The organism is Methylobacter sp. Wu1 (assembly GCF_036553575.1).
Classification (GTDB): Bacteria; Pseudomonadota; Gammaproteobacteria; order Methylococcales; family Methylomonadaceae; genus Methylobacter.
Genome location: NZ_JAZHOC010000050.1, coordinates 103,117 through 128,853, shown reverse-complemented (window position 1 = coordinate 128,853; position 25,737 = coordinate 103,117). Strand labels below are relative to the sequence as shown.

At 55.1% G+C, this 25,737-nt stretch carries 27 protein-coding genes; all 27 read left to right on the top strand.

Going from position 1 to position 25,737, the window contains the following annotated elements:
• The first annotated feature begins 146 nt into the window (after positions 1 to 146).
• The 27 genes from V2P20_RS09570 (at position 147) to V2P20_RS09440 (ending at position 25,729) form a co-directional block, all read left to right on the top strand.
• The gene (locus V2P20_RS09570) at positions 147 to 848 is read left to right on the top strand and encodes a hypothetical protein (protein WP_331817979.1); all 702 of its coding nucleotides are present in this window, start codon (positions 147 to 149) and stop codon (positions 846 to 848) included.
• A 635-nt stretch (positions 849 to 1,483) separates the two neighbouring features.
• Positions 1,484 to 1,906 carry an NADH-quinone oxidoreductase subunit A gene (ndhC, locus tag V2P20_RS09565; protein WP_331817978.1) on the top strand — a complete coding sequence of 141 codons (423 nt, stop codon included), beginning with the start codon at positions 1,484 to 1,486 and terminating at the stop codon, positions 1,904 to 1,906.
• Between the two features lie 3 nt (positions 1,907 to 1,909).
• Positions 1,910 to 2,548 carry an NADH-quinone oxidoreductase subunit B family protein gene (locus V2P20_RS09560; RefSeq protein ID WP_331817977.1) on the top strand — a complete coding sequence of 213 codons (639 nt, stop codon included), beginning with the start codon at positions 1,910 to 1,912 and terminating at the stop codon, positions 2,546 to 2,548.
• On the top strand, positions 2,541 to 4,283 hold the full coding sequence (gene nuoC, locus V2P20_RS09555) for an NADH-quinone oxidoreductase subunit C/D (protein WP_331817976.1): 1,743 nt from the start codon (positions 2,541 to 2,543) through the stop codon (positions 4,281 to 4,283). Before V2P20_RS09560 ends, nuoC begins: the two co-directional genes overlap by 8 nt.
• Before the next feature lies 1 nt (position 4,284).
• Complete coding sequence (gene nuoE, locus V2P20_RS09550) at positions 4,285 to 4,761, top strand: NADH-quinone oxidoreductase subunit NuoE (RefSeq protein WP_331817975.1); 477 nt, start codon at positions 4,285 to 4,287, stop codon at positions 4,759 to 4,761.
• Between the two features lie 3 nt (positions 4,762 to 4,764).
• Entirely contained in the window at positions 4,765 to 6,039 is a 1,275-nt protein-coding gene (gene nuoF, locus V2P20_RS09545; protein ID WP_331817974.1) for an NADH-quinone oxidoreductase subunit NuoF, read from the top strand.
• Positions 6,039 to 8,708, top strand: coding sequence for an NADH-quinone oxidoreductase subunit NuoG (gene nuoG, locus V2P20_RS09540; protein WP_331817973.1), 2,670 nt, complete (start codon positions 6,039 to 6,041; stop codon positions 8,706 to 8,708). The genes nuoF and nuoG overlap by 1 nt, the downstream gene beginning before the upstream one ends.
• On the top strand, positions 8,705 to 9,658 hold the full coding sequence (gene nuoH / locus V2P20_RS09535; protein WP_331817972.1) for an NADH-quinone oxidoreductase subunit NuoH: 954 nt from the start codon (positions 8,705 to 8,707) through the stop codon (positions 9,656 to 9,658). The genes nuoG and nuoH overlap by 4 nt, the downstream gene beginning before the upstream one ends.
• Positions 9,659 to 9,667: 9 nt before the next feature.
• The gene (gene nuoI, locus V2P20_RS09530; RefSeq protein WP_331817971.1) at positions 9,668 to 10,183 is read left to right on the top strand and encodes an NADH-quinone oxidoreductase subunit NuoI; all 516 of its coding nucleotides are present in this window, start codon (positions 9,668 to 9,670) and stop codon (positions 10,181 to 10,183) included.
• Between the two features lie 10 nt (positions 10,184 to 10,193).
• The gene (nuoJ, locus tag V2P20_RS09525) at positions 10,194 to 10,700 is read left to right on the top strand and encodes an NADH-quinone oxidoreductase subunit J (RefSeq protein ID WP_331817970.1); all 507 of its coding nucleotides are present in this window, start codon (positions 10,194 to 10,196) and stop codon (positions 10,698 to 10,700) included.
• Entirely contained in the window at positions 10,697 to 11,005 is a 309-nt protein-coding gene (gene nuoK, locus V2P20_RS09520; RefSeq protein WP_194968810.1) for an NADH-quinone oxidoreductase subunit NuoK, read from the top strand. The genes nuoJ and nuoK overlap by 4 nt, the downstream gene beginning before the upstream one ends.
• 273 nt (positions 11,006 to 11,278) lie before the next feature.
• On the top strand, positions 11,279 to 13,105 hold the full coding sequence (nuoL, locus tag V2P20_RS09515; RefSeq protein ID WP_331817969.1) for an NADH-quinone oxidoreductase subunit L: 1,827 nt from the start codon (positions 11,279 to 11,281) through the stop codon (positions 13,103 to 13,105).
• Positions 13,102 to 14,589 carry an NADH-quinone oxidoreductase subunit M gene (locus V2P20_RS09510; RefSeq protein ID WP_331817968.1) on the top strand — a complete coding sequence of 496 codons (1,488 nt, stop codon included), beginning with the start codon at positions 13,102 to 13,104 and terminating at the stop codon, positions 14,587 to 14,589. Before nuoL ends, V2P20_RS09510 begins: the two co-directional genes overlap by 4 nt.
• Positions 14,579 to 16,015 carry an NADH-quinone oxidoreductase subunit N gene (locus tag V2P20_RS09505; RefSeq protein WP_331817967.1) on the top strand — a complete coding sequence of 479 codons (1,437 nt, stop codon included), beginning with the start codon at positions 14,579 to 14,581 and terminating at the stop codon, positions 16,013 to 16,015. Before V2P20_RS09510 ends, V2P20_RS09505 begins: the two co-directional genes overlap by 11 nt.
• A 60-nt stretch (positions 16,016 to 16,075) precedes the next feature.
• A complete protein-coding gene (locus V2P20_RS09500; protein ID WP_331817966.1) occupies positions 16,076 to 16,225 on the top strand; it encodes a hypothetical protein in 150 nt (49 codons plus the stop codon).
• 106 nt (positions 16,226 to 16,331) lie between these two features.
• Positions 16,332 to 16,520, top strand: a complete 189-nt coding sequence (locus V2P20_RS09495; RefSeq protein ID WP_331817965.1) for a hypothetical protein — start codon at positions 16,332 to 16,334, stop codon at positions 16,518 to 16,520.
• Between the two features lie 35 nt (positions 16,521 to 16,555).
• Complete coding sequence (locus V2P20_RS09490; protein WP_331817964.1) at positions 16,556 to 17,734, top strand: FAD-dependent oxidoreductase; 1,179 nt, start codon at positions 16,556 to 16,558, stop codon at positions 17,732 to 17,734.
• 155 nt (positions 17,735 to 17,889) lie between these two features.
• Complete coding sequence (locus tag V2P20_RS09485) at positions 17,890 to 18,087, top strand: hypothetical protein (RefSeq protein WP_331817963.1); 198 nt, start codon at positions 17,890 to 17,892, stop codon at positions 18,085 to 18,087.
• The gene (locus tag V2P20_RS09480; protein ID WP_331817962.1) at positions 18,081 to 19,154 is read left to right on the top strand and encodes a tellurite resistance/C4-dicarboxylate transporter family protein; all 1,074 of its coding nucleotides are present in this window, start codon (positions 18,081 to 18,083) and stop codon (positions 19,152 to 19,154) included. Before V2P20_RS09485 ends, V2P20_RS09480 begins: the two co-directional genes overlap by 7 nt.
• 290 nt (positions 19,155 to 19,444) lie before the next feature.
• Positions 19,445 to 19,795 carry a DUF488 family protein gene (locus V2P20_RS09475; protein ID WP_331817961.1) on the top strand — a complete coding sequence of 117 codons (351 nt, stop codon included), beginning with the start codon at positions 19,445 to 19,447 and terminating at the stop codon, positions 19,793 to 19,795.
• A gap of 353 nt (positions 19,796 to 20,148) precedes the next feature.
• On the top strand, positions 20,149 to 20,646 hold the full coding sequence (locus tag V2P20_RS09470) for a hypothetical protein (protein WP_331817960.1): 498 nt from the start codon (positions 20,149 to 20,151) through the stop codon (positions 20,644 to 20,646).
• A gap of 995 nt (positions 20,647 to 21,641) precedes the next feature.
• On the top strand, positions 21,642 to 21,992 hold the full coding sequence (locus V2P20_RS09465) for a cupin domain-containing protein (RefSeq protein WP_331817959.1): 351 nt from the start codon (positions 21,642 to 21,644) through the stop codon (positions 21,990 to 21,992).
• A gap of 63 nt (positions 21,993 to 22,055) precedes the next feature.
• Positions 22,056 to 23,504: an MmgE/PrpD family protein gene (locus tag V2P20_RS09460; protein WP_331817958.1), complete on the top strand. Its 1,449-nt coding sequence runs from the start codon at positions 22,056 to 22,058 to the stop codon at positions 23,502 to 23,504.
• Positions 23,488 to 24,330, top strand: a complete 843-nt coding sequence (locus V2P20_RS09455) for a phosphosulfolactate synthase (protein ID WP_331817957.1) — start codon at positions 23,488 to 23,490, stop codon at positions 24,328 to 24,330. Before V2P20_RS09460 ends, V2P20_RS09455 begins: the two co-directional genes overlap by 17 nt.
• Before the next feature lie 82 nt (positions 24,331 to 24,412).
• Positions 24,413 to 24,736 carry a ferredoxin FdxA gene (gene fdxA, locus V2P20_RS09450; RefSeq protein ID WP_331817956.1) on the top strand — a complete coding sequence of 108 codons (324 nt, stop codon included), beginning with the start codon at positions 24,413 to 24,415 and terminating at the stop codon, positions 24,734 to 24,736.
• 150 nt (positions 24,737 to 24,886) lie between these two features.
• Positions 24,887 to 25,324, top strand: coding sequence for a carboxymuconolactone decarboxylase family protein (locus V2P20_RS09445; protein WP_331817955.1), 438 nt, complete (start codon positions 24,887 to 24,889; stop codon positions 25,322 to 25,324).
• 54 nt (positions 25,325 to 25,378) lie between these two features.
• A complete protein-coding gene (locus V2P20_RS09440; RefSeq protein ID WP_331817954.1) occupies positions 25,379 to 25,729 on the top strand; it encodes a hypothetical protein in 351 nt (116 codons plus the stop codon).
• The last annotated feature ends 8 nt before the right edge of the window (positions 25,730 to 25,737 follow it).

Sequence of the window (25,737 nt, the reverse complement as noted above, 5' to 3'; positions counted from 1 at the left end):
TAACCCAAACGATAATTTTAAAATGGAGCCGGATTAAGACGCGTCGTTTAGTCGACGCGTATCCGGACTTTCAGTCCGTTATTCGAACCCACCCGCTTGAGCGGGTGGTTGTTTAGTTTCAACAGGAAAAGATTATGCTGAGGTATATGAAGGTTCTTGCTGTACTCGACATTTGCTTAGGAACACTGTTCGGCCATATTGCAACAGCTGGTGAAAAACAGAGTCCAATCACAGCCATCAACATTGCACTTGAGCCGGATGCGGCGATGGCTCAGTATGCGGAGGCAGCCAATGCCAGCTTGCTTGATGACTACCCGAAGGGATTCGTTTTAGACGCTTCCCACAGACCACATATCACGATTTTGCAGAGGTATGTTCGCACAGCAGACCTCGAAAAAATCTATGCGGCAGTTGGAGAAATCCTGACCACCGAGAAAGTCAGGGACTGGAAGCTGAAGGCATTCAAGTACCATTATTCTTCCTGGGAGAATTTGGGACTTGCGAGTATTGTCCTCGAGCCAACAGACGATCTCCTAAAGTTGCAACAGAAACTGATCAATGTAGTTACTCCTTTTACTGTGAAAACAGGAACCGCTAAGGCATTTTTTACAACGCCAGAAGAACCTGACATTAACCAGTCAACTATAGATTACGTTGCGACATTTATTCCGAAACAGACAGGCAAGAATTTCAATCCACATATTACCATTGGGCTCGCCTCTATGGACCGTCTGAAGGAAATGCTCGCCCAACCTTTTGATGTAATTACTTTCTCTCCAGACAGATTATCCGTTTATCAATTAGGCAACTTCGGGACGGCTCGGAAGAAACTCAAGAAGTGGAATTGAAATTATCAATTTATGTTTTCGTATTTTGGTAATACGTGTTCACTCAGCCGCCTGTGGGGATGTTTAGATTGTGCCTGCTGCCAGCTAGCGCATCGGTCCAGTTTCGTCTGAATTGCGTTATCTGATGATTGGCGCTCCATAGGTTAGACATTAGACCCGGGCCTCCTTGAGGTTTACGCTAGTTCAGCCCATTGGTAAATTCAGGCAATATCAAACCCATGCTGAGAAAGTAAGTGCTGAATTAATCCTTGCCATACAGGACAGCCAATAGCCGAACGGCGGTACGGACACCGATGAAGAAATCCGGCAGCCCACTGACTCTCTCGCCTTTACGCTTCGAAGAAGGCTTCCACTACCTTAGTGCTTAGTGCGCTCGAATATGATCTAGCTCCTGACCTTCAGCCGTTCCAGTGTTGAGGCATTTTATTTAAACCAATTGCCAGCCGAAGTGCATAAGCGGTGCTGGTATTTGGATAGCCTGTAATTGTCGTACGAGGCTTCAATGTCAATTTGAACCATTAATTTTTTTTCAACTCTTAATTCATGCAAGGAGCATGAATGATCATCGGATGTCGATGTTTGTTGAATTTACTGAGGCATCACACCTTTTAGTTTATTGATTGACAGAGGCATTGATGAACATTGAAGCCACTCTTGCCAGCGATCTTCTTCCTCTCATAATCTATTTTGCAGCCGTGCTGGCTGCGACTGGCATTATGCTCGGCGGCGCTTATTTTCTGGGGCAGCGGCACAGAGCCAATAGGGATACCGACGAACAGTTTGAATCAGGCGTCGTGCCGGCGGGTGATGTTCATGTCCGCTTCTCCATCCAGTTTTACCTGCTTGCCATCTTTTTCGTGATTTTCGATATGGAATCAGTGTTCCTGTTTGCCTGGTCAGTGGCTTTGCGCGAATCCGGTTGGACAGGCTTTATCGAAGCGTTGATCTTCATAGTCGTATTGTTGGCGGCGCTGGCCTATCTCTGGGCTGTTGGCGCACTTGATTGGCGCACGCGGCGGCAGCGCATTGATATTCAAAAAACCGGGCTAAGGGAGTAAATCATGCACTGGCATCTGAGCAAAGCCGAGAACGATACAGCACCAAGACCGGGGCAACAAACCTATGAAGAAGCGATGCGTCGCAACTTCCTGTTCGCCAAGCTTGAGGACATGGTGGCCTGGGGACAGGCCAATTCCGTCTGGCCGTTCAATTTCGGGCTTTCCTGCTGCTATGTGGAAATGGCGACCGCCTTCACCAGCCGGCACGACATTGCCCGCTTCGGCTCCGAGGTTATCCGGGGCTCGCCAAGACAGGCAGATTTGATTGTTATTTCGGGCACAGTTTTCCGCAAGATGGCTCCGGTCATCAAGCGCCTCTATGACCAGCTATTGGAGCCGCGTTGGGTCATTTCCATGGGCTCCTGCGCCAATTCCGGCGGCATGTACGACATTTACAGCGTCGTACAGGGTGTGGACAAGTTTCTGCCGGTCGATGTCTATGTGCCGGGCTGTCCGCCGCGCCCGGAAGCCTTGCTGCAGGGCTTGATGCTGCTGCAGCAGGCCATCGGCCAGGAAAGGCGGCCGTTGAGCTGGGTGGTCGGTGATCAGGCAGTGCTCAAGGCACCCAAGCCCAGCTTCCGCGATTTGTTGACGGAAGAAAGAATGCGCGCCAGAGAGTTGAGAGGGCCGGATCATGTCTGACCGGATCGTGCGCGAACTGTCTGCCCGGTTCGGCGAGGACGCTTTCGTCCTCCAGTCGACAGTCGACAACATCCCTACGCTTTGGGTCGACAGAGCGCGCATCCGCGATTTCCTCAGATTCCTGAAAAAAGAAGCGGCTTCCGGCTACGCCATGCTGTTCGACCTGTCGGCCATGGACGAGCGGCAGCGCACGCGGCGGCAGGGATTGCCGGCCAGCGCCTATACGGTTGTTTATCATCTGCTGTCCTTTGATCGCAATGAGGATATGCGCCTCAAGGTGGCCTTATCGGAGGACAGCTTGTCTCTGCCGACTATCTGCGATATCTGGCCTTCGGCCAACTGGTATGAGCGTGAGGTATGGGACATGTTCGGCATCGTTTTTGAAGGCCATCCCAATCTCCGGCGCATCCTGATGCCGCCGACCTGGGCAGGGCATCCGCTACGCAAGGACCATCCGGCCCGTGCAACGGAAATGGAGCCTTATAGTCTGTCTGACGAACGCGAGGCGAGGGAACAGGAAGCGCTGCGCTTTGTGCCCGAGGAATGGGGCATGATACGGCATGGCGTGGACAGCGATTTTCTGTTCCTTAATCTTGGACCCAATCACCCGAGCGCACATGGGGTTTTCCGTGTCGCCCTGCAGCTGGACGGCGAGGAAATCGTCGATGCCGTGCCCGACATCGGCTACCATCATCGCGGCGCAGAAAAGATGGGCGAGCGCCAGTCATGGCACACCTATATCCCTTATACCGACCGCGTGGATTACCTGGGCGGCTCCATGAATAATTTTCCCTACGTAATGGCCGTGGAGCGGCTGGCCGGAATAGAAGTACCGGAACGTGCTCAAGTCATCCGGGTCATGGTTGCCGAATTTTACCGTCTGGCCAGTCATCTGCTGTTTTATGGCACATTTGCCCAGGACATCGGCCAGATGTCGCCGATTTTTTACATGTTTATCGATCGCGAGAAAGTGTTCGACATCATGGAAGCAATCAGCGGCGCACGCATGCATTCCAGCTATTTCCGTATCGGTGGCGTGGCCATGGATTTGCCTGTCGGCTGGGACAGGCTGGTGCGGGAATTTATCGATTATTTTCCGGCGCGGCTTGATCAGTATGACAAAATGGTCATGAACAACAGTACGATTAAGCGGCGCACTCAAGGCGTTGGGGTTTACAACACCGCCGAAGCCATTGACTGGAGCGCGACCGGGCCGAGCCTGCGCGCGACGGGTTTTGCCTGGGATTATCGCAAGGCGCGCCCTTATTCAGGCTATGAGAACTACGAGTTCGAGATCCCGACAGCGCAACACGGCGATTGCTATGACCGCTGCGCCGTGCGCATCGAAGAAATGCGCCAGAGCGTCCGTATCATTGAGCAATGTTTGAATAACATGCCGGAGGGTCCTCATAAGGCCGACCATCCGCTGACCACGCCGCTGCCCAAAGCGCGTACCCTGCATGACATAGAAACCCTGATCGACCATTTTCTCAATGTCAGCTGGGGGCCGGTGATTCCGGCAGGCGAGGCTTGCGTGACGGTCGAAGCCACCAAGGGCCTCAACGGCTACTACCTGACCAGCGATGGCGGTACGATGTCTTATCGCACGCGCATCCGCACGCCGTCTTTCCCGCATCTGCAGATGATCCCGATGATGTGCCGGGGGCTGATGATCGCCGACCTGATCGCGATACTGGCCAGCATCGATTTTGTAATGGCTGACGTGGACCGCTGATATGACCGAGAAATCCGCCGTGCTGACTGTCGTTGAAATAGAGGAGATCACCGCTGAAATAACTCACTATGCGGACAAGGCGGCCGCCTCCATCGAAGCGCTGAAAACCGTGCAGAAGTACCGGCAGTGGGTTTCGGACGAATGCCTTGTTGCCGTGGCGGAGCTGTTGGATATATCGCCGGCGCAGCTGGAAGCCGTAGCGACTTTTTATAATCTTATTTACCGCCAGCCCGTGGGCAAGACGGTTATTCATTACTGCGACAGCGTCAGCTGCTGGATAATGGGTTCGGACCAGATCAAAGAGAGCTTGTGCAGGCGCTTGCAGGTCGAACCAGGCCAGATGTCCGCGGACGGAAAATATACCATATTGCCGATTGTCTGCCTCGGCGCCTGTGATCATGCGCCGGTCATGCTAGTTGGCGACCAGCTCAGGCTTGATGTCAATGACGAAACCGTTAATGAAATTTTGGGCAGGTGAGTCATGGAAAACATGCATAGGCCACTCACCCAAAACATCCGACCGGACCGCCTTTTTGCGACGCTGGCGGATTATGAAAGCACCGGCGGCTACCAAGGTTTGCGCCGGGCGCTCTCGGAATTGCAGCCGAAAGAAGTGCAGCAGTGGGTCAAGGATTCAGGGCTCAGAGGCCGCGGCGGAGCGGGATTTTCGACCGGGCTCAAATGGAGCCTGGTGCCTATGGATGACGGGCGGCGGCCCCGCTACCTGATCGCCAATGGCGACGAGATGGAACCGGGCACTTTCAAGGACAGGCTGCTGCTGGAGAGAGATCCGCACCAGTTGATCGAGGGCGTGATCATCGCTTCCTACGCCATACAGGCCAGCGTCGCTTACATTTTCCTGCGCGCCGAATATCATCTGGCCGCAAGGCGCATTGAACATGCGCTGCAGGAAGCGCGCGCCAAAGGCTATCTGGGCGGGCGTGTACTGAACTCGGATTTCAGCCTGGAGATTCATCTGCATACCAGCGCCGGGCGCTATATCTGCGGCGAGGAAACGGCGCTGATCAATTCGCTGGAAGGAAAACGCGCCCACCCGCGCACAAAGCCGCCGTTCTCCGTCATCAGCGGGCTCTGGGGCAAGCCGACCGTAGTCAATAACATAGAAACCCTATGTAACGTGCCGCATATCATTCGTAACGGGATTGACTGGTACAAAGGCTTGAGCCGCGGCGTCGATCACGGCACGAAACTGTTCGGCGCCAGCGGCCGGGTCAAACGCCCCGGGCTCTGGGAACTGCCCATGGGGACGCCGATCAGAGAAATTCTGGAAGACCATGCAGGCGGTATGCAGGACGGTTTTAAACTGCGCGGCCTCCTGCCTGGAGGAGCATCAACCGATTTCCTGCTGCCCGAACAGCTGGACCTGCCCATGGAATACGACGCCGTCATGAAGGCCGGGAGCCGCATGGGCACCGGTACCATGATCATCCTCGACGACCGGACCTGTCCGGTAAAAATGGTGCTGAATCTGGAACAATTCTTCGCGCAGGAATCCTGCGGCTGGTGCACGCCCTGCCGGGACGGGCTGCCCTGGACGGTCACGCTGCTGCAGGACATCATTGACGGGCGCGGCCGCCCGGAAGATCTCGACACCCTGTCGCGGCATACGCGCATGATGGGGCCCGGCAACACGTTTTGCGCGCTGGCGCCGGGCGCCATGGAGCCGCTGCAGAGCGCGCTGAAATTTTTCCGCGCGGATTTTGAACGCTACATCACCGGCGCAGGGGGAGGCTGATGGCTACTATTGAAATCGACGGGGTGCAATATCAGGCGGAAGCCGGCGAGAGCCTGTTGCCGGTCTGCCTGAACCTGGGCCTTGATCTGACCTACTTTTGCTGGCATCCGGCTCTGGGCTCGGTAGGCGCCTGCCGACAATGCGCAGTAATGCAATACCAAAATCCGGAAGACCAGCGAGGACGCCTTGTGATAGCGTGCATGACACCTGTGACGGACGGCATGCGCATCTCCCTTCAGGCCGAACAGGCGAGGCAATTCCGTAAGGACAACATCGAGCTGCTGATGACCAATCATCCGCACGATTGTCCGGTGTGCGAGGAAGGCGGCGAATGCCATCTGCAGGACATGACGCTGATGTCCGGTCATGTGGTGCGCCGTTATCGCGGCAAAAAGCGCACGCATAAAAACCAGTATCTCGGCCCGTTTATCAACCATGAAATGAACCGCTGCATCGCCTGTTACCGCTGCGTGCGCTTTTATGACGACTATGCCGGCGGCAGCGATTTGCAGGTTTTCGGCATTCATAACAACGTCTATTTCGGCCGCTTCGAGGATGGCGTACTGGAAAACGAATTCAGCGGCAACTTGGTCGAGGTTTGCCCTACCGGCGTTTTCACCGACCGGACTTTCAGCGAGCATTACACGCGCAAATGGGATCTGCAAACGGCGCCGTCAGTGTGCGTGCATTGCGGTTTGGGCTGCAATACCTCGCCCGGCGAGCGTTACGGCGAACTCAGGCGCATCGTCAATCGCTATAACGGCGAGATCAACGGTTATTTCCTCTGCGACCGGGGGCGCTTCGGCTACGGCTTCGTCAACAGCTCCGAACGCATTTTAAAGCCGCGCATCCATGACCGGATGGATATCACGGCCGAGGAAGCGGAGCAGAAGCTTCGTGATTGGCTGACCGATACGACGATCGGCATCGGCTCGCCTCGCGCCTCGCTGGAAGCCAATTTTGCCCTGCGCAGTCGGGTGGGCGAGACAAACTTCTTTCTGGGCCTGGACGACACTGAGCAGTCGCTGCTTGAAGCGATTGCCGATATTCTGCGCAACGGCGGCATTCGTTCTCCTTCATTGCGAGAGGTTGAGCAAGCCGATGCCGTGCTGATTCTGGGCGAGGACGTGACCCATAGCGCGCCCAGGTTGGCGTTGTCGTTGCGCCAATCGGTGCGTAATGCTGCATTCGATCAGGCCAGGAATCTGAAAATAGCGCCCTGGCTGGATAAGCCCGTCAGAGAGCAGCAGATAGACCACTGCAGCCCGCTGTTTATCGCCAGCGTTTGCGCAACGCGCCTGGATGACGCTGCCGCGGCCACTTACCGGGGCAGTCCGGAAGACATTGCCAGGCTGGGATTTGCCATTGCGCATAATCTTAATCCCCAAGCGCCTGATCCTGCCGATTTGCATGATGATGTCCGCACGCTGGCCGCTGCCATCGCTGATCATTTAAGGCAGGCCAGACGGCCCTTGGTGGTGTCGGGCACCGTCAGCGCCAGTCTTGCCGTCATTGAGGCTGCTTACAATGTAGCCAAGGCGCTGCCGGCACAAGACAGGCAATTGACTTTCACGGTGCCCGAAAGCAACAGCCTGGGGCTGGTCATGATGGGGGGGGAACGCTTACGGCAGGCTTTCAAGCGGATCCATGAGGTCGGGCGCGTGATTATTCTTGAGAACGATCTCTACCGGCGCGCTCCAGTCCGGGATGTTGATGCGTTTCTGCAGGCGGTACAGCGAGTAGGCGTCATCGACTGTCTGTACAGCAGAACAGCAGAAAAAGCCTCATTGCTGTTGCCTGCCGCTACGTTTGCCGAGTCCGACGGCACAGTAGTCAATAATGAAGGTCGGGCGCAACGTTATTTCCAGGTTTACCCTGCGTCGGAGCCTGTGCGAAGCAGTTGGCAATGGCTGTCGGCCGGCACGGAAGGCTTGACCTTTGATGCGCTGACCGCCGCTTGCGCGAAAACTTTTCCGGTGCTTGCAGCGATCACTGAAGCGGCACCCGGAGCGAGCTTTAAAGTTGACGGCATGAAGATTCCCCGCCAGCCCCACCGTTACAGCGGCCGCACAGCCATGCGGGCTCACATCAAAGTCAGCGAGCCAAGGCAGCCGGCTGATCCGGAAACGCCGTTCGCGTTTTCGATGGAAGGCGCGAAAGCCGATGTGCCGGCCGCTCTGGAGCCGGTTATCTGGGCGCCCGGCTGGAATTCCAATCAGGCGGTCAGCAAGTTTCAGGATGAGATCGGGGGGCATTTGCGCGACGGCGATTACGGTGTCAGGCTGATTGAACCCTCAGGCGGGCGCGATTGGTTCAAAAATATCCCCGAGCCTTTCAAGCCGATAAAAGGCCAGTGGCGCATTGTACTGCTGCCGCATATCTTCGGCAGCGAAGAGCTGAGTTTGCGCTCGCCGCCAGTGGCCGAGCGCGCGCCGATTCCATGCGCCACGCTGAATCCTTCGGATGCCGGAATGCTGGGCGTCCAGATGGGCGATAGAATCGAAATTCACTGCATTTCCGGCGGGCCGTTCATAGTACTGCCTGTGAGCATCGAACCAACCCTGCCGGCCGGTCTACTCGGCATAACCGAAGGCCGGCCGGAAACCGCACGCTGCTGTCAATCGGATCAAGTGATACTGAAGAAAGCGATCGGGGAGGAGTCATTATGAATGCCGGGCTAGGCGGCGCTGCGGATATTATCGGCATCCTGCTGTCGACGATTTTTGTGGCAGCGATACTGATCTGGGTAGAGCGCAGGCTGCTGGCTGTCTGGCAGGACCGCCTCGGTCCCAACCGGGTCGGTCCTCTGGGGTTGCTTCAGGTCGCGGCGGACATGATCAAGATGTTCTTCAAGGAGGACTGGATTCCACCTTTTGCCGACAAACTGGTGTTCGTGCTGGCGCCCACGATTGTCTTCATTACCATGCTGACCGGTTTTGCCGTGATTCCGTTCGCGCCGGGCGTCGGCATTATCGATTTCAATTTCGGGCTGCTCTATTTTCTGGCATTGACGTCTCTGGCGGTTTATAGCGTCGTGCTGGCAGGTTATGCCTCCAACAACAAATATTCGCTATTGGGCAGTCTGCGCGCAGCGGCCCAGACCGTCAGCTATGAAGTGTTCATGGGCATTTCCATCATGGGCGTGGTCATGCTGGCCGGTACATTCAACCTGCGCGAGATCGTCGAGGCCCAGCGCGACGGCTGGTTCATTTTGCCCCAGTTTGCCGGCTTCGTCGTGTTTATGGTCGCGGCCGTCGCTGAAAGCCGCCGGGCGCCGCTCGATTTGCCGGAAGCCGAGCAGGAACTGATCGCCGGCTTTCATACCGAGTATTCAGGCATGAAATTCGGCATGTTTTTCGTCGGCGAATATCTCGGCATTACCCTGACTTCCGCGATGATCGTGACGTTATTCTTCGGCGGCTGGCTGGGGCCCTGGCTGCCGCCGCTGGTCTGGTTCTGCCTGAAAACCGCTGTCGGCATCCTGTTTTTCATTCTGGTGCGCGGATCGTTGCCGCGGCCACGCTATGACCAGCTTATGAGCTTCGGCTGGAAAGTCATGCTGCCGGTAGCTTTGTTGAATCTGCTCGTTACCGGCGCCGCAGCGCTTTACAGCGCATAAGGGGAGATCATGTTCAGCCAATTACGCACATTATGGGAAGTCCTGAAGCACACCTTCACCAAGCCCGATACGATCGAATATCCCGACCAGAAGCGGGAGTTGTATCCGCGCTACCGGGGACGCATCGTGCTGACGCGCGATCCGGACGGCGAGGAGCGTTGCGTGGCCTGCAATCTGTGCGCCGTCGCCTGTCCGGTAGACTGCATCGCGCTGCAGAAAGCCGAGGACGAGGACGGGCGCTGGTATCCGTCATTTTTTCGCATCAATTTTTCCCGCTGCATCATGTGCGGCTTTTGCGAGGAAGCCTGCCCGACCTGTGCGATTCAACTGACGCCGGATTTCGAAATGTGCGAATACGACCGCCAGAACATGGTGTATGAAAAAGAGCATTTGCTGATCGACGGCACGGGCAAGTATCACGATTACAATTTTTACCGCGTGGCCGGCATGTCGGTCGGCGGCAAAGGTAAGGGGCAGGCCGAAAACGAGGCGCCGCCTGTCGATGTTAAAACATTGTTGCCATAAGGAGTGTTATATGGAAATGGTGCTGTTCTCTATCTCATCGGCCGTCGCCATCTTTGCTACGGTCATGATGCTCACGCAACTGAACGCTGTGCATGGACTGCTTTACCTGATTCTGTCGCTGCTGGCCGTGGGCGTCCTGTTTTTTCTGCTGGGCGCGCATTTCGCCGCCGTGCTGGAAGTGATCATTTACGCCGGTGCTATTATGGTCATGTTCGTCTTCGTGATCATGCTGCTCAATCAGGGCGAGAAAACCACGAGTCAGGAGCGCGCCTGGCTGACGCCGGGCATCTGGATAGGTCCCTCGATACTGGCATTGATTCTGTTTGCGGAGGTTCTTGTGGTAATTGCCGGCAACGATGCAGGAACCGGGCAGTTGGTAAATTCCAAACAGGTCGGGATCGCCTTGTACGGTCCTTATCTGCTGGCGGTGGAACTGGCGTCGATGCTGCTGCTGGCTGGATTGGTAGGCGCTTATCATCTCGGCAAGCCCTTGATGGCAAAAAGGAGAGTGCTATGAGCGGAATTCCGATGGCGTATGGATTGTCGTTATCCGCCGTGCTGTTTGCGCTGGGACTGGTCGGCGTGCTGGTGCGGCGCAATCTGATTTTCATCCTGATGTCATTGGAAATCATGTTCAACGCGGCGGGCCTGGCGTTTGTCGTGGCCGGGTCGCGCTGGGGGCAGGCGGACGGGCAGATCATGTTTTTGCTGATCCTGACGCTGGCCGCCGCGGAAGTCGGAGTCGGTCTGGGATTGGTCATGCAGGTTTTTCACCGTTTCCGTACATTGGATGCGGATGCGGTGGATGAGATGAAAGGGTAGGGGAATGTAGGGTATCGATTTAACCATGAAAGCTTTGTAGGGTATGCATTGCATACCTTTTTCAAAACTTTTCGATTCATCAAGACTTCAAAAAGGTACGCGGTGCGTACCCTACAACGACCATTGTTAAATGCTCCGCTTGTCTGGTGCGGAACACAAGATAAAACCCAGCCTACCACTGGTATGGCATATGGCATAAAAGTGCGCGAAGAATGGATGACATACAGCTTGGTGTCCTTCGCGGTTGATTATTCAGTATATTAAGGAGGACAGGTGATTGAATGGCTTTGGCTGTCGCCGTTGTTGCCATTGCTTGGATTTTTGATCCTGGCATTGGCCGGTGAAAAATTGCCCAGATCGGCGGTGGCCTGGGTAGGCGTCGGCTCGGTCGGGTTGTCGGCTATTGTAGCCGCGCTGGTCGGTGCCGCGTTTCTGGCTGGCGATCAGCAGCCTTACCGGCTGGCTTTGGGCTTGTGGATGGCTGTCGGCGACTTGTCGCTGCCTTTCGGCTTTTACCTGGATGCCTTGTCCGTCACGATGCTCTTCGTCGTGACGGGTATCGGTTTTCTGATCCATCTTTATTCGGCCGACTTCATGGCAGACGATGCCAGTTATGCACGCTTTTTCGCCTACATGAATCTGTTTGTCGGCGCCATGCTGGTGCTGGTGCTGGCGGACAATCTGGTAATGCTCTATCTGGGCTGGGAAGGTGTAGGGCTCGGCAGCTATCTGCTGATCGGCTTCTGGTATGAGAATCCGGACAACGGCTATGCGGCGCGCAAGGCCTTCGTGATGACGCGGGTCGGCGATACGTCGCTGGCGATCGGCCTGTTCCTGCTGTTTACGCAACTGCATACGCTGGATATTCAATCTGTCTTGCGGGCTTCAGGGCAATGGCAGGAAGGAAGCTGGCTGCCTGTTGCGGCCTCGGCGCTGCTGCTGGGCGGCGCGGTCGGCAAGTCTGCGCAATTGCCGCTGCAAACCTGGCTGCCGGATGCGATGGCCGGCCCCACGCCGGTCAGTGCGCTGATCCATGCCGCCACCATGGTGACGGCGGGCGTCTACCTGATCGCCAGGATGCATGATCTGTTTATACTGGCGCCTGCCGTGCAGTATGCCGTTGCGCTGGTCGGCACGATAACGTTGTTGATAGCCGGCTGCTCGGCGCTGGTCCAGACCGACATCAAGCGCATCCTGGCTTATTCGACGATCAGCCAGATCGGTTATATGTTTCTGGGGCTGGGCGTCGGCGCCTGGTCGGCGGCCATTTTTCATTTGATGACGCATGCTTTTTTCAAGGCGCTGCTTTTCCTTGCCGCAGGGGCGGTCATTTTCTGCTTCCACCATGAGCACAATATTTTCCGTATGGGCGGCCTGCGCAAAGACATGCCGGTCGCTTTCTGGAGCTTTATGATCGGCAGCGCCGCGCTGGCCGCGTTGCCGCTTACGTCCGGCTATTACAGCAAGCACGATATTCTGCTGGAGACTTTCGCAGTCTCGCCCGGCCTGTGGGCGGCCGCTTGCCTTGGCGCGCTGATCACGGGCATATACAGTTTTCGTTTGGTGTTCGTGGTGTTTTTCGGTCCCGAACGTCATGAAGTCAAGCAGGGCATCGGCTGGCGCATGGCGCTGCCGCTGGTTGTATTGAGCGCGCTGGCGTTGTTGGGAGGATTGTTGCGGATACCGCTGGATTCGGTGTTTCCCGAAACCATTCGGGTTCATAAAGGTTGCGATGCCGTGTGCGGCTTGACCATTGCCGCGCCGGTGGCCGGCCTGGCGATTGCGGCATTGTTTTACCTGATCGGCGCTTTTTCGGCGCAAAGGCTGGTTTCCTCCGGGTGGATGCAAGGCTTGCAGCGCTGGTGGTTTAACGGTTGGGGGCTGGATAGCCTTTATAACGCAGTGCTGATCCGGCCTTTCAAAGCCATTGCCGGATTTAATAAAAATGATGTGGTGGATGCGGTCTATGCCGCCATAGCCAGGCGCAGCCTGAATCTCCATTACCTGGCCAGCGCCTCGCAGATCGGGCGGCTGCGCTGGTATGCGGTATCGATGGGCTGGGGCGCCGTGCTGATCATTGCGATAGGGCTGCTGTCATGATGCTGCTGGCGCTGATTGCCGTTTTGTTTTTTGGCGGACTGGCGGCTTTTATTTCCGAGCGCTGGAATCCTGCGGCTCCGCGCTGGATTGCCTTGGCGGCGCTGGCGCTGGAGTTTGTGCTGATGCTTGTACAGTATGCGCTGGCTGCCGATCAATCATCGGTCTGGATAGCCGATTTGAAGTGGCCGTGGATTTCGCGTTTCGGCATCGGTTTTCATCTGGCCATGGACGGGCTTAGCCTATCGCTGGTCATGTTGACTGTTGTGCTTGGATTCATGGCGGTCAGCAGCTCCTGGACGGAGATCAGGCATCGGCAGGGGTTCTTTTACTTCAATTTATTGATGTGCCTGGCTGGGACCGTAGGTGTTTTTCTGGCGTTGGATCTGTTCCTGTTCTTTTTCAGCTGGGAGGTCATGATCATCCCGATGTACTTTCTGATCAGTATCTGGGGGCACGAAGACCGAACGGCGGCAGCCATCAAATTCGTGATTTTCACGCAGGTAAGCGGCCTGCTGATGCTGACGGCCATCATAGTATTGGCCTTGATTTACCATGGATACACGGGCGTTTACAGCTTCGATTATTTTAAGCTGCTGGGCATGCCCCTCGATGCGGATGTGGCATTCTGGCTGATGTTGGGCTTTTTTGTCGCGTTTACGGTCAAGTTGCCGTCGGTTCCGTTTCATACTTGGCTGCCGGATGCACATACGCAGGCGCCGACCGGCGGCAGTGTGATCCTGGCCGGCGTCATGCTGAAAACCGGCGCTTATGGCTTGCTGCGCTTTGTCGTGCCACTGTTTCCCGACGCATCGCATCGGTTTGCGCCGATCGCGATGGCATTGGGCGCCGTCAGCGTGCTCTATGCGGCCATGATGGCGTTCGCGCAATCCGATCTGAAACGATTGATCGCCTATACCAGCGTCAGCCACATGGGCTTTGTGTTGCTGGGCGTGTTTGCCTGGAATCTGTTGGCATTGCAAGGGGCGGTCATGACCATGCTGGCGCACGGCATCAGTGCAGCGGCCCTGTTCATGATCGCCGGCGCCTTGCAGGAACGCTTGCATACGCGCCAGATGGGCAGCATGGGCGGGCTTTGGGCCGCCGTGCCGCATTTGTCGGCTATGACCCTGTTCTTCGCCATCGCTTCGCTGGGCTTGCCGGGGCTGGGCAATTTCCTGGGCGAGTTTCTGGTATTGCTGGGCGCTTTCAAGGTCAGCATGGCATTGACGGCTCTGGCAGCGCTGGTCATGATCCTTTCTCCGGTTTATGCCCTGATCATCATGCAGAAAGCTTTTTATGGCCCGCTGCGGTTGCCGCACCCTATAGCCGATTTCGGCCGCCGGGATAGGGTTGCCATGGGCCTGCTGGTGGTCGCCAGCGTCTGGCTGGGGCTGCATCCTCATAAGGTGCTGGAGACAACAGAGCCCTCATTGCAACAGGCCATGCAAAGTTCTGCCGTTACGGAATCGACCGATGAACAGTAGCCAATTGATCGCTTTTTTGCCCGTTATTTGCATTGCCGCATCGGCGGTAATCGTGATGCTGACTATCGCCATCAGGCGCCATTTCGCACTGACCTGTCTGGTGGCCGGCCTTGGCGTTCTTGTTTCTCTGCTGGCATTGATGGCCGCAGGGTGGCACAGTCCTGTTTATGTGACGTCTCTCGTCCGGGTGGATGCTTACGGTCTTTTCGCCATGGCGCTGCTTTTGCTGGCGGGCCTGGTTGTTATTGTCTTTTGTTACGACTATTTCAAGGATCGCGAAGGCGAGAACGAGGAGTTGCTGTTTCTGATACTGACTGCGCTGTTGGGCGGCTGCGTACTGGTGACGGCGAGCCATTTCGCCACTTTTTTCATTGGCCTGGAAACGCTCAGCGTGTCTTTGTTCGTGCTGGTCGGTTATGCGTTGGGGCAATCGCGATCACTGGAAGCGGCGACTAAATATCTGGTGTTGTCGGGCGTATCCTCAGCCTTGCTGCTGATGGGCATGGCGCTGATTTATTCGGAATGCGGACAGCTCAGTTTCAGCGGCATCGAACAGTATCTGGCCGAGCAGGAAATATTTAATGCCATGGTGTTGACGGGCATCGTTTTCATCGTGGCCGGGGTTGGGTTCAAGCTGTCGCTGGCGCCGTTCCATATGTGGACGCCGGATGTCTACGAAGGCGCGCCGGCGCCTGTCACGGCTTTTATCGCCACGGTCTCGAAAGGTGCCGTTTTCCTCCTGCTGCTGCGTTTTTTCCTCAGCGGCGGCGGTTATTCCTATGTTTCGATGATGACGGTTATCACCGTCATGGCTGTCCTGTCCATTCTGCTCGGTAATGTGCTGGCGCTGCTGCAGGATAACGTCAAGCGCATGCTGGCCTATTCATCCATCGCGCACATGGGTTATCTGCTGATCGCTTTTATCGCCGGCGGCAACATCGAGTCGGACTTCATCGTCGAATCCGTCATTTTTTATCTGGCGGCTTATTTCATGACTACTCTGGGCGCGTTCGGTGTCGTATCGCTTTTGTCTACGCCGCAGGCCGAGGCGGTGGAACTGTCGAGCTATCGAGGGCTTTTCTGGCGCCGGCCGGGGCTGGCGACGGTTTTCACGTTCATGCTGCTGTCGTTGGCCGGCATTCCGCTGACGGCCGGCTTTATCGGCAAATTCTATATTTTCGCCGCCGGCGCCGACGCCCAGCTATGGGGAATGCTGGTTGTGCTGATTATCGGCAGCGGACTGGGGCTTTATTACTACCTGAGGGTCATCGTGGTCATGTCGATCAGCCAGGAACCGGGCAATTATGCAGGTCGCGAAGCGGCTTTGGCCAGAATGTCCTTAGCTGCGCTGGTCTTATTGACGCTGCTGCTGGTCTGGCTGGGCGTTGATCCCATACATCTGATGAATCTGATTCATGGGGTTTAACAATATTGATTTGTAGGGTCGAATTCACTTGTGCCCCTAGTGGAGCCGGCGGGAATATTTGTGCAGAAACTTTCAGGGACCTGGCCCAACGTCAGCGACAAAATATTTGATGGCCTGTTCCAGGAAGACAGCGGACTGATGCTGTTCAGCCGCTTGCTGCTGCTCAGGGCACTCAATGCTGCCGGTTTTCACGCCAAGGTGAGCGAGTGAGCGCTTGCTTGAAAAGTTTGAGTCAGGAGGCTCCAGGCTATGGATGTTGTGAGGAAAAAGCGGCCATGGCGCTGAATACAAGCCTCTCCCAAGCGAGGCAACCGCCATGATGAAACATCCGGACCTTGCCGGACAGGAGGCAGTTTATCTTGCTAGCTCACGGAGAGCCTATCGAGGTAAAGCTCGAAATTTTCCCATGATGCACAGCATCGCTGTCTACCCCAAGGATGAGGAGATTGCTAATCTGGCAGCCATTGAGGTGCGGAAGTGCGGAAATGACGCTGGTATTTTTTGAGCGCTTTTTAGCGCTCATGAAGAGGAGTGATTCAGATGACACACTACAACTACCTCATCATCGGCGGCGGCATGACTGCCGATGCGGCCGTCCGCGGAATCCGGGAGGTCGATACGAAAGGTTCAATAGGCGTGATCGGCCAGGAGCCTCACCCGCCTTATGACCGGCCACCGCTATCGAAGAAACTTTGGCGAGGAAAACCCCTGGAAAGCATTTGGCGCAAGACCGAGACACTGGATGTCGACCTGCACCTCGGGCGAATCGTCCAAACCCTGGATCTGTCGAACAAGCGCATTATTGACGACCAGGGCAATGCCCGTTCCTTCGAAAAACTGCTTCTGGCTACGGGCGGCTCTCCGCGGCGCTTTCCCTTCGGAGGCGACGATATTCTCTATTATCGCACGCTGGACGATTACCAAAAACTGCGGACCCTATGCAAAGGCAAACAGCGCTTTGCCGTGATCGGTGGCGGATTTATCGGCTCTGAGATCGCCGCTGCCTTGGCCATGAACGGCAAAGATGTGGTGATGCTATTTCCTGGGGAAGGCATTGGCGCTCGCATGTTTCCTCATGAGCTGAGCCAGTTTCTGAATCAGTACTATCAGGAGAAAGTGCTGCCCGGCTCTCTGGCCACCGACCTGACGCGGCAAGGAGAAGAGCTCAGACTGAGCGTCCGCGATGGTCGGACAGGCACGGAAAAGTCGATCCTGGTGGATGGCGTGGTAGCGGGAATCGGCATCGAGCCGAACACCGCTCTCGCCCAAAACGCGGGACTTCCGGTGGACAACGGCATCGTGGTGGATGAGTACTTGCGGGCAGGAAATCCGGCTGTCTATGCGGCGGGCGACGTGGCTAATTTCTACAACCCGGCGCTCGGCCGGCGCATCCGGGTCGAGCACGAAAACAATGCGCTCACCATGGGCCGTTATGCAGGCCGCAACATGGCTGGCGAAACGACTCCTTATCATTACCTCCCTTACTTCTACTCCGATCTGTTCGAGTTGGGCTACGAAGCCATTGGCCTTGTCGATTCCCGACTGGAAACAATCCCGGACTGGTCGACTCCTTACCAGAAAGGGGTAATTTACTATCGGCAGGATCGCCGGGTGCGCGGCGTCCTGTTGTGGAACGTCTGGGAGAAGGTCGGAGCCGCCCGGGATCTGATCGCTGAACCCGGACCTTTCGAGCCTGAGGCTTTGCCAGGGCGGCTCTGAGCCTTTTGCAACACGACAGCCCAGTACCTTAGCTGGGCTCAAGGCTCTGTTGCGTTAATGGTTGAACCGGTCTTTGTTCTGGCCTTATAGAGGCTACTTCAACGGCGTCGATAATTTCTCGTCTTTTCCTAGGCGACATTTATGGAGAAATCGTCATGGCAGAGCATTACTGTTTTCGTTCCCCGCAATTCCTCGGCAAGGAAGACGCCTATCCTGCTGAAACCCATGAATGGATGCTCTGGACGCAGTCATCGAGCGCGCATGGCCTGACCGAACGACAGGTGGACGAGGTCCGGCAGGATTATGCCAAAATAAACCCCATTCAGCCCTCCCGGCGTAAATGCGGATGGTAAAGGCTGGAAGGCTCATAGCCCAGTGCATAAAGGAACTGTTCCCCGGTTATTTCGCCTTGGTCATGGCAACGGGCATCGTCTCGATTAGTGCGCATCTACAAGAGGAGCAGGCGGTCGCCGGATTATTGTTTCTTCTAAATCAAGCGGCATATATTGCGTTATCCGTACTCAGTCTTGCTCGTTGCATCGTTTATCCGTCAAGGGCAATTGCAGATCTGACAAATCCTGCGTTAGCGCCGGCGTTTCTGACCACCGTGGCCGGCACCGATATCCTGGGCGTTCAATTCGCCCTATTCGACCAGAATTATGAAATGGGCTTCGCTCTGTGGATCACGGGATTTTTTTTATGGATCGTGCTGATATACGGCATGCTCACCGCCTTGGTGATACGTGAATCGGCATTGAACTTAACGGTCATGAACGGCAGTTGGCTCATGGTGGCTGTCGCCACGCAATCCGTGGCGGTTCTTGCAATGATGCTTGCGCCTTGGCTTGCAGCCCGGCAAGAGGTGCTGGTCTTTTCCTCGCTGACGTTGTACTTGCTTGGATGCGTACTTTATTTTCTGATAATTTTGTTAATTATATATCGGCTGATATTACTGCCGCTTGAACCAGAAGAATTTGTGCCGTCTTATTGGATAAACATGGGCGCCGCCGCAATTACTACCCTGGCAGGAGCGACGCCGATTTTACATTCATCGAATATCCCCTGGCTGCAGAATATAATTCCATTTCTTAAGGGAATGACCCTGCTTTCCTGGGCCTTCGGCACCTGGTGGATTCCGTTCATCATCATTCTTTCATTCTGGCGCTATGTCTACAAGGGATTTCCGATCGCTTACGATGCAGGCTACTGGAGCATGGTGTTCCCGCTGGGAATGTATTCGACGTGCACTTACGAAATGGCTGCGGCCATGGAGATATCCATTCTGCGTCCTGTCCACTGGTTCTTTTACTGCGCGAGTCTCTCCGCCTGGATTGTCGTATTAGCAGGGTTTATCCGCAGAATCGCCGCAACCATGGCCAGGGAATTTTTGACTGTTTTGATCGTCTTAAACTTACTTTGATGCGCGAGTAGTAGGCACGCCTATTAGCTGGAGAAAACGAATTTACAGGTCAATGAAGCCCCCATGTTATGGCAAAAATTATTGGTCGAAGCTCATTTCTCTCCCGTGTCCAAGCCCAAGAAACAACCTCTGGATTTGACGAAATCCATGGTTTGAAACCGAACTACTCTTGGCGCTTCGCAAGCGGTTGGCAGGAGTGCTTTGGCATGGGGTAAGCATAATAGAGGCATGCACCTGCTCCGCCGGAAATCCCGGATAGACGATAGCTATTCTAATATGGAGGAGCAAAGATGAGACTTCAACTTAAACGGGTTTACGAGCCGCCGGCGGATATTGACGGACTGCGCATCCTGGTTGATCGTCTATGGCCACGTGGCCTTTCAAAGGCAGACGCCAAGATCGATTTCTGGGCTAAGGAGGTGGCGCCCTCAAGTGAGCTTCGTCGTTGGTATCATCATGAGCAGGAAAAGTGGCCTGAGTTCAAGCGTAAATACCTCATTGAATTACAGAACAATCCTGAGTCAGTACAGGAACTTATCGCTAAAATCGGAAATAAAAAAGCCACTCTTCTGTTTGGCTCTAAGGAAACCATGCTCAATAATGTTGCAGTTTTAAAAGAATACCTGGAGACACTTTTGTGAAAAAGATCCTTTAATTTCTAGCATATTCTAGCGTGATTGGAGAGCATGCAAAACCGGGGAGGCAGTCAGGCCGATGTGATAATCGACTTCTGAGATGACGGAAAACAGGTGTTTTTCCGCGTGGTGTGCCATTATGAAATATCAAAATGAATGCGACCGGCTCACGGTAACTGCGAATGAGTTCATGGAAATTTGCGACCATTGGTGGACGAATCTATAAAAGGATTCGCACCGCATAGTTTATGCGACCCTGCCAGGCCGCAGTGGACTTCAGACACTTAAATTAAGGCAATTCTAAAATCGAAGGCTTTGGTCCTTTGTGTCAATAGCAATGCTATCAACCGGAGAATCTAATGAACTACAAAAAATATGGTTTGATTATGTTCAGCTTAATTTCCATTGTAGCGCTTGCCGCCGAAGAGCGTACTGAAATCGAATTCAACGCACTTCCTGAAGCCGTACGAAATACGGTCTCCCGCATCATTGAGCAAAAAGATATAACCTCAATTGCAAGAATAGCTGATGATGGCTACGTCAAGTTTGAAATCAAAAGCACCAAGACAGTCAATAATAAAGATTTTATCGAGACGGATATGATCGTCGCTGCCGATGGCGAAATGATGAAAATGGCAAAAGAAGCGCCCCTTTTTGACATACCGTTCCCTGTCATGACGCAAGTGAACCGACGCTACCCCAATCTCAAAGTTGACGAAGTGGAAATCGTCAAGACGCGTTATTTCTTATTGACGGGAAAGATTGATGGACGGCCTGTCAATTTGAAAATAAATGATGATGGCGAGATACAGGAGATTCCGGTTGATCAGGGTAATAAAGCGATTCTGTCGCATTAGCTGGAGAGCTATAGGTTCAGGTAAATTACCTTTATGCCAATAGAAAGCACTGCTCAAACACGATTGCCTTCAAAGGCCGCGGATTTGAACAGGATAATCCTGACTTGTGTCCGCCGGTATTTGGTTTGCCCGCTGAGCTATCGAAATCTGGAAGAAATGATGGTGGAGTGCGGCGTCGAAGTTGACCCTTCCAGTATTTACTGCTGAATCCAAAAGTCCACGCCTCAACTGGAGACCTCTTTCAGGAAAGATCGCAAGCGTTCAGCCGGTAAGAGTTGGAGGATGGACGAAACCGACATCAAGGACCGGTGGCGCTATCTCTACCGTGCTGTAGACAAGGAACAATTTCTTCGAACAAGACCAGCGGGGCCATCAAACGCATTATTCGACCGATACTCGGCTTCCAATCTTGTCGTTCGGCCAGTTCGCTCTGCAAGATATCTAGCTGATGTATAGGATCAAGAACGGCCAGAGGGAAGGGCTTGGGCGATAGCCAAAATCGATCCGCGACAGGACAATTTTATTCATTGGCCGCCTAAAACCAATTCGGCACCAAGTTGCGATCGATAGAAATTAACGCAACAGAATCCTCCTTTATTCCCAATCAACACTCGGAGGTGAAAAATGGAACCGTCAAGCCAACCTGAGGTCCTCGTAAATATGGAGGACGCTCATCTCTGCTGCGGAGGCTGCGGCGATGCGGCCTCAAACGCTGGAGCCGATGCGGGACGTCGTGTTTCAATGCGACATGGAGCGCGGGGCCGAACGCCTGAGAGAACCTTAGGACAGCCTCAGACCTGATGTCCGAACCAGATCCGGTAGGGTCTGAGAATTTGCCAAGGAGAATTTGAGCCCTATTAACCCAGCCGGGATCATGATCCTACCGAAAGGCGGACGAGGATAGGCCCGGGGTGTATTGGGCACCATGCCGACCCGGCGCGCCCTTCCATTCACTGTAGACTAACGCAGGGTGAAAAATAATCGGAGAATGTGACATGACGTACACATACGTTGATGATCTTGTCAAAGCGGACGATATCCCTGAAAACGGCATCACCAGCCGCACGGTGTTCCAGGATGAACACTTGAAGGTCGTCCTGTTCGAATTCGACGCAGGGCAAGAGCTATCGGAACATACGGCGTCGATGCCCGCCGTGATGCACTTCCTGCAGGGCCAGGCTCGCGTGACGCTGGGCCAGGATGCTCAGGAGGCGCAAGCGGGAACATGGATTCATATGCCCGCCAGGCTTCCCCATAGCCTGTATGCAAAGACCCCCGTGATCATGCTGTTGACCTTGGTCAAGGCAGGGAAATGCGATCCGGAGTCCGCTGCACCGGCGCGCTAGCATGGGTTATGCCCCATCTGCCGGGCATCTTGCGTCACCGATAAATAACGATGAGGATTGGCTATGACCTATGTCGAGCAAATGGCTGGGTTTGTCGGACGGGCGTCCTATGACGACTTATCCGAAAACGCCCGCCGCCAATTCAAGATTCGGGTGCTGGACGCCGTCGGCTGCGCGATTGGCGCACTCGGAGGCGAGCCAATTCGAGCGATCCAAGCACAGGTAGCCGACTTTGGCGGCGCCGCACATTGCGCTCTGATCGGCGGGGGGCGAACGGCTCCGGACCGGGCGGCGTTCCACAACAGCGCCCTGGTGCGCTACCTCGATTTCAATGACAGTTACCTCGCCAAAGGGGAAACCTGTCATCCCAGCGATAACCTCGGAGCCGTGCTGGCGGCGGAATATGCGAAAGGCAGCGGCCGTGACCTGCTCACTGCGCTGGCGGTCTCTTACCAGGTTCAGTGCCGGCTGAGCGATGCAGCGCCGGTCCGCGCGAAAGGCTTCGACCACACGACCCAAGGCGCCTATGCTGTTGCCGCAGGCGTTTCCAAGGCGCTCCGTCTGGATCACGCACAAACGGCCCACGCCATCGCCATCTGCGGCACCGCTCTCAACGCACTGCGAGTCACCCGAACCGGGGCTCTGTCGCATTGGAAAGGCTTGGCTTTCCCCCACACGGCATTTTGCGCCACCCATGCGACCTTCCTGGCCATGCGCGGCGTTACTGGCCCGCTGGAAGTGTTCGAGGGGAACAAGGGCTTCATGGACGCCATTGCGGGCCGCTTCGAGATCAACTGGGACCGGGAAGACCTGGAGCGCGTGACCCGGACCATCGTCAAGAAATACAATGCCGAAATTCATTCCCAGTCAGCCCTGGAAGGCGTCCTGGATCTGAAGCAGGAACACGGGTTTACGGCGAGTGACGTGCAACGCATCGAGATCGAGATTTTCGACGTCGCTTACCACATCATTGGAGGCGGTGAAGAGGGCGATAAAACCTTGGTTCGAACCAAAGAGCAGGCGGACCACAGCCTGCCTTACCTGATCGCCGTTGCCGTTCTGGACGGACAAGTGATGCCGGAGCAATATGAGTCCGCTCGAATCGCGCGGCCGGACGTCCAGACACTGCTCAGGAAAGTGTCCGTCAGCGCTCTGGATGACTACAGCCGGCGATTTCCCGAGGAAATGCCCTGCCGCGTCACCGTCCATCTGAGCGATGGTCGGAGGCTGGTTCAGGAAAAAAGGGACTACGAGGGATTCCATACCCGCCCCATGGTTTGGGAAACCGTCGTCGAGAAATTCGAACGGCTGAGCTCGGGTCGCACGGACCCCGGCCTTCGGCGCCAAATCGTGCAAGCAGTGGATCAGCTCGAGTCGATTCAAGCCGCCGATCTGGCACAGCTGCTCGAACGGGTGGCAAAGAATCGAACGCAAGTGGCCGCCCCTGAAGAACTCCGGTTGAACAGTTCCATACCTTACGGCGAGGAGATAGATCATGATTCAGGCTGCTAATCCTACCGATGAACGCGCTTTCGGCTTTCTCCGCATCAACGAGCGTGAGACCAAGCCGCGCACGCGGGGCGTCACCGAGATCCGCGGACCTTACTACACGCCCATGGGCAAGCGCTATTTGCAGGATGTACTGGAGACGATGGGCGCTTACGTCGATGCGCTCAAGTTCGCCGGCGGCTCTTTCAGTCTAATGCCTCGTCAAGTCGTCAAGGAACTCATCGATTTGTGCCACGCCCATGACGTTCAGGTGTCCACCGGCGGTTTCATCGAACACGTGCTGACCCAAGGGCAGGAAGCCGTCGATCAGTACGTTCGCGAATGCAAGGCATTGGGATTCGACATCATCGAGATATCCTGCGGCTTCATCGTCATCCCCACCGATGATTGGTTGCGGCTGATCGACAAGGTGCAGCGGGCCGGAATGAAGGCCAAGCCCGAAGTGGGCATCCAGTTCGGCGCGGGGGGAGCGACTGCAGCTGCCGAACTGGAGGCCGAAGGAACACGCGATCCGGAGTGGGCGATCCAGCAAGCCAGACGCTTCCTGGACGCAGGAGCCTACCTCATCATGATCGAATCGGAAGGAATCACCGAGAATGTGAAGGTCTGGCGCACGGACGTGGCAAGCCGGATGATCAACGCCCTGGGTCTGGAAAATCTCATGTTCGAAGCCGCTGATCCCGACGTTTTTGCCTGGTATGTCAAGAACTATGGTCCGGAAGTCAATCTCTTCGTCGACCACAGCCAGATCGTTCAGCTCGAGTGCTTGCGCGCGGGCATCTGGGGAACCAAAAGCCTTTGGGGACGGGTGCTGACGTACAAGGAGTGACGGCTTTTTGGGCGCCCTGACATGGCCATTGCTCACGAGCAAGACCGATCCAACGCTACTCGACCAAATAAGGAGAAGTCCTATGACTCATGTCGTGACTGAAAGCTGCATCAAATGCAAATACTGCGATTGTGTCCTCGTCTGCCCCGTGGACTGCTTCCGGGAAGGCGCCAATTTTCTTGCGATTGACCCGGACGAATGCATCGACTGCACCTTATGTGTCCCGGAATGCCCGGTGGAAGCGATCTTCGCCGAGGAAGATGTCCCGACAGACCAGATGCCTTTCATTGCCCTGAATGCTGAATTGGCTAAGGCATGGCCGGTGATTATCGAGAAAAAAGGACCCTTGCCCGATGCAGAGGATTGGGGCAAAGTCAAAAGCAAATTGCATCTGCTCGAGCGCTGAGGAGGGACGAGGATCGATGCGGCATTGCTGAATAAATCAGTTTTCGGCATTAAGTTGAGGGTTTTAGAGATGACTCTCTCAGTCGAGTGCCCAATAGATCGGGGCACAAGATCAAAGTATCTAACATTTAACTTGGAGGATATTTTAACCATGTCAACTAACACTTTCCCATATTGGACGCTGGCACCCAATGCATTCAATGCATTAAATAAATTTACAGAAACGCTTGAAACTGGAAGCGTAGACAAGAAGCTTCAAAACCTGATCTATCTGCGCATATCGCAGATCAACGGTTGCGCATACTGCACCCAACTTCATGGGCGTGATCTACGAAAGGACAGTGAGACACCAGAAAGAATGGATACACTGGCCGCGTGGAAAGAAAGTCCGCATTTCACTCATGATGAGCGCTTAGCGCTGCGCTGGGCCGAAGCGGTTACCTACCTTAAGGATCAACAGGTGCCTAAAGAGCTATTCAATGAACTGAAGACCCGCTACTCAGACACACAAATTGCAGAACTGACCTTTGCTATTGCAAGTATCAATGCATGGAATCGTATAGCGATTTCGATGCATCGGGCAGTTTAGAAGCTGCTTGGCAAAACGATTTGCAAGGACTATTTTGAGCGATGGATTCTTCAGTTGCTGGATGAGGTAGTCATCGAGCAATCCCTGCTTGAGTTGATAAACCGTGCGACCGGTTTGGGCCGCCAAGTGCTTGAGCCGGACCCAGACCAGGAAGGCGCAACCGATGTGGTTGCGTTGAATCCGGGCTTTTCGGCATTGGCAGCGTTCCAGCCCTGTCACTTGCTTGCCTTCGCGGTGCAACGGCTCAATCCTCCAGCGGAAGCCACACGCCTGTTGTGTCGCCTCGGTGGAATTTTGAGTGGCGTCGTTGGTCACGACCCAGCCCGTGCGGTGGGTGGACACCTCAACCCGGAACAGGTGCACCTTGTGGTCCTTCAAAAATTGAAGCACGCCTATGAGCAATAGGGATTAAA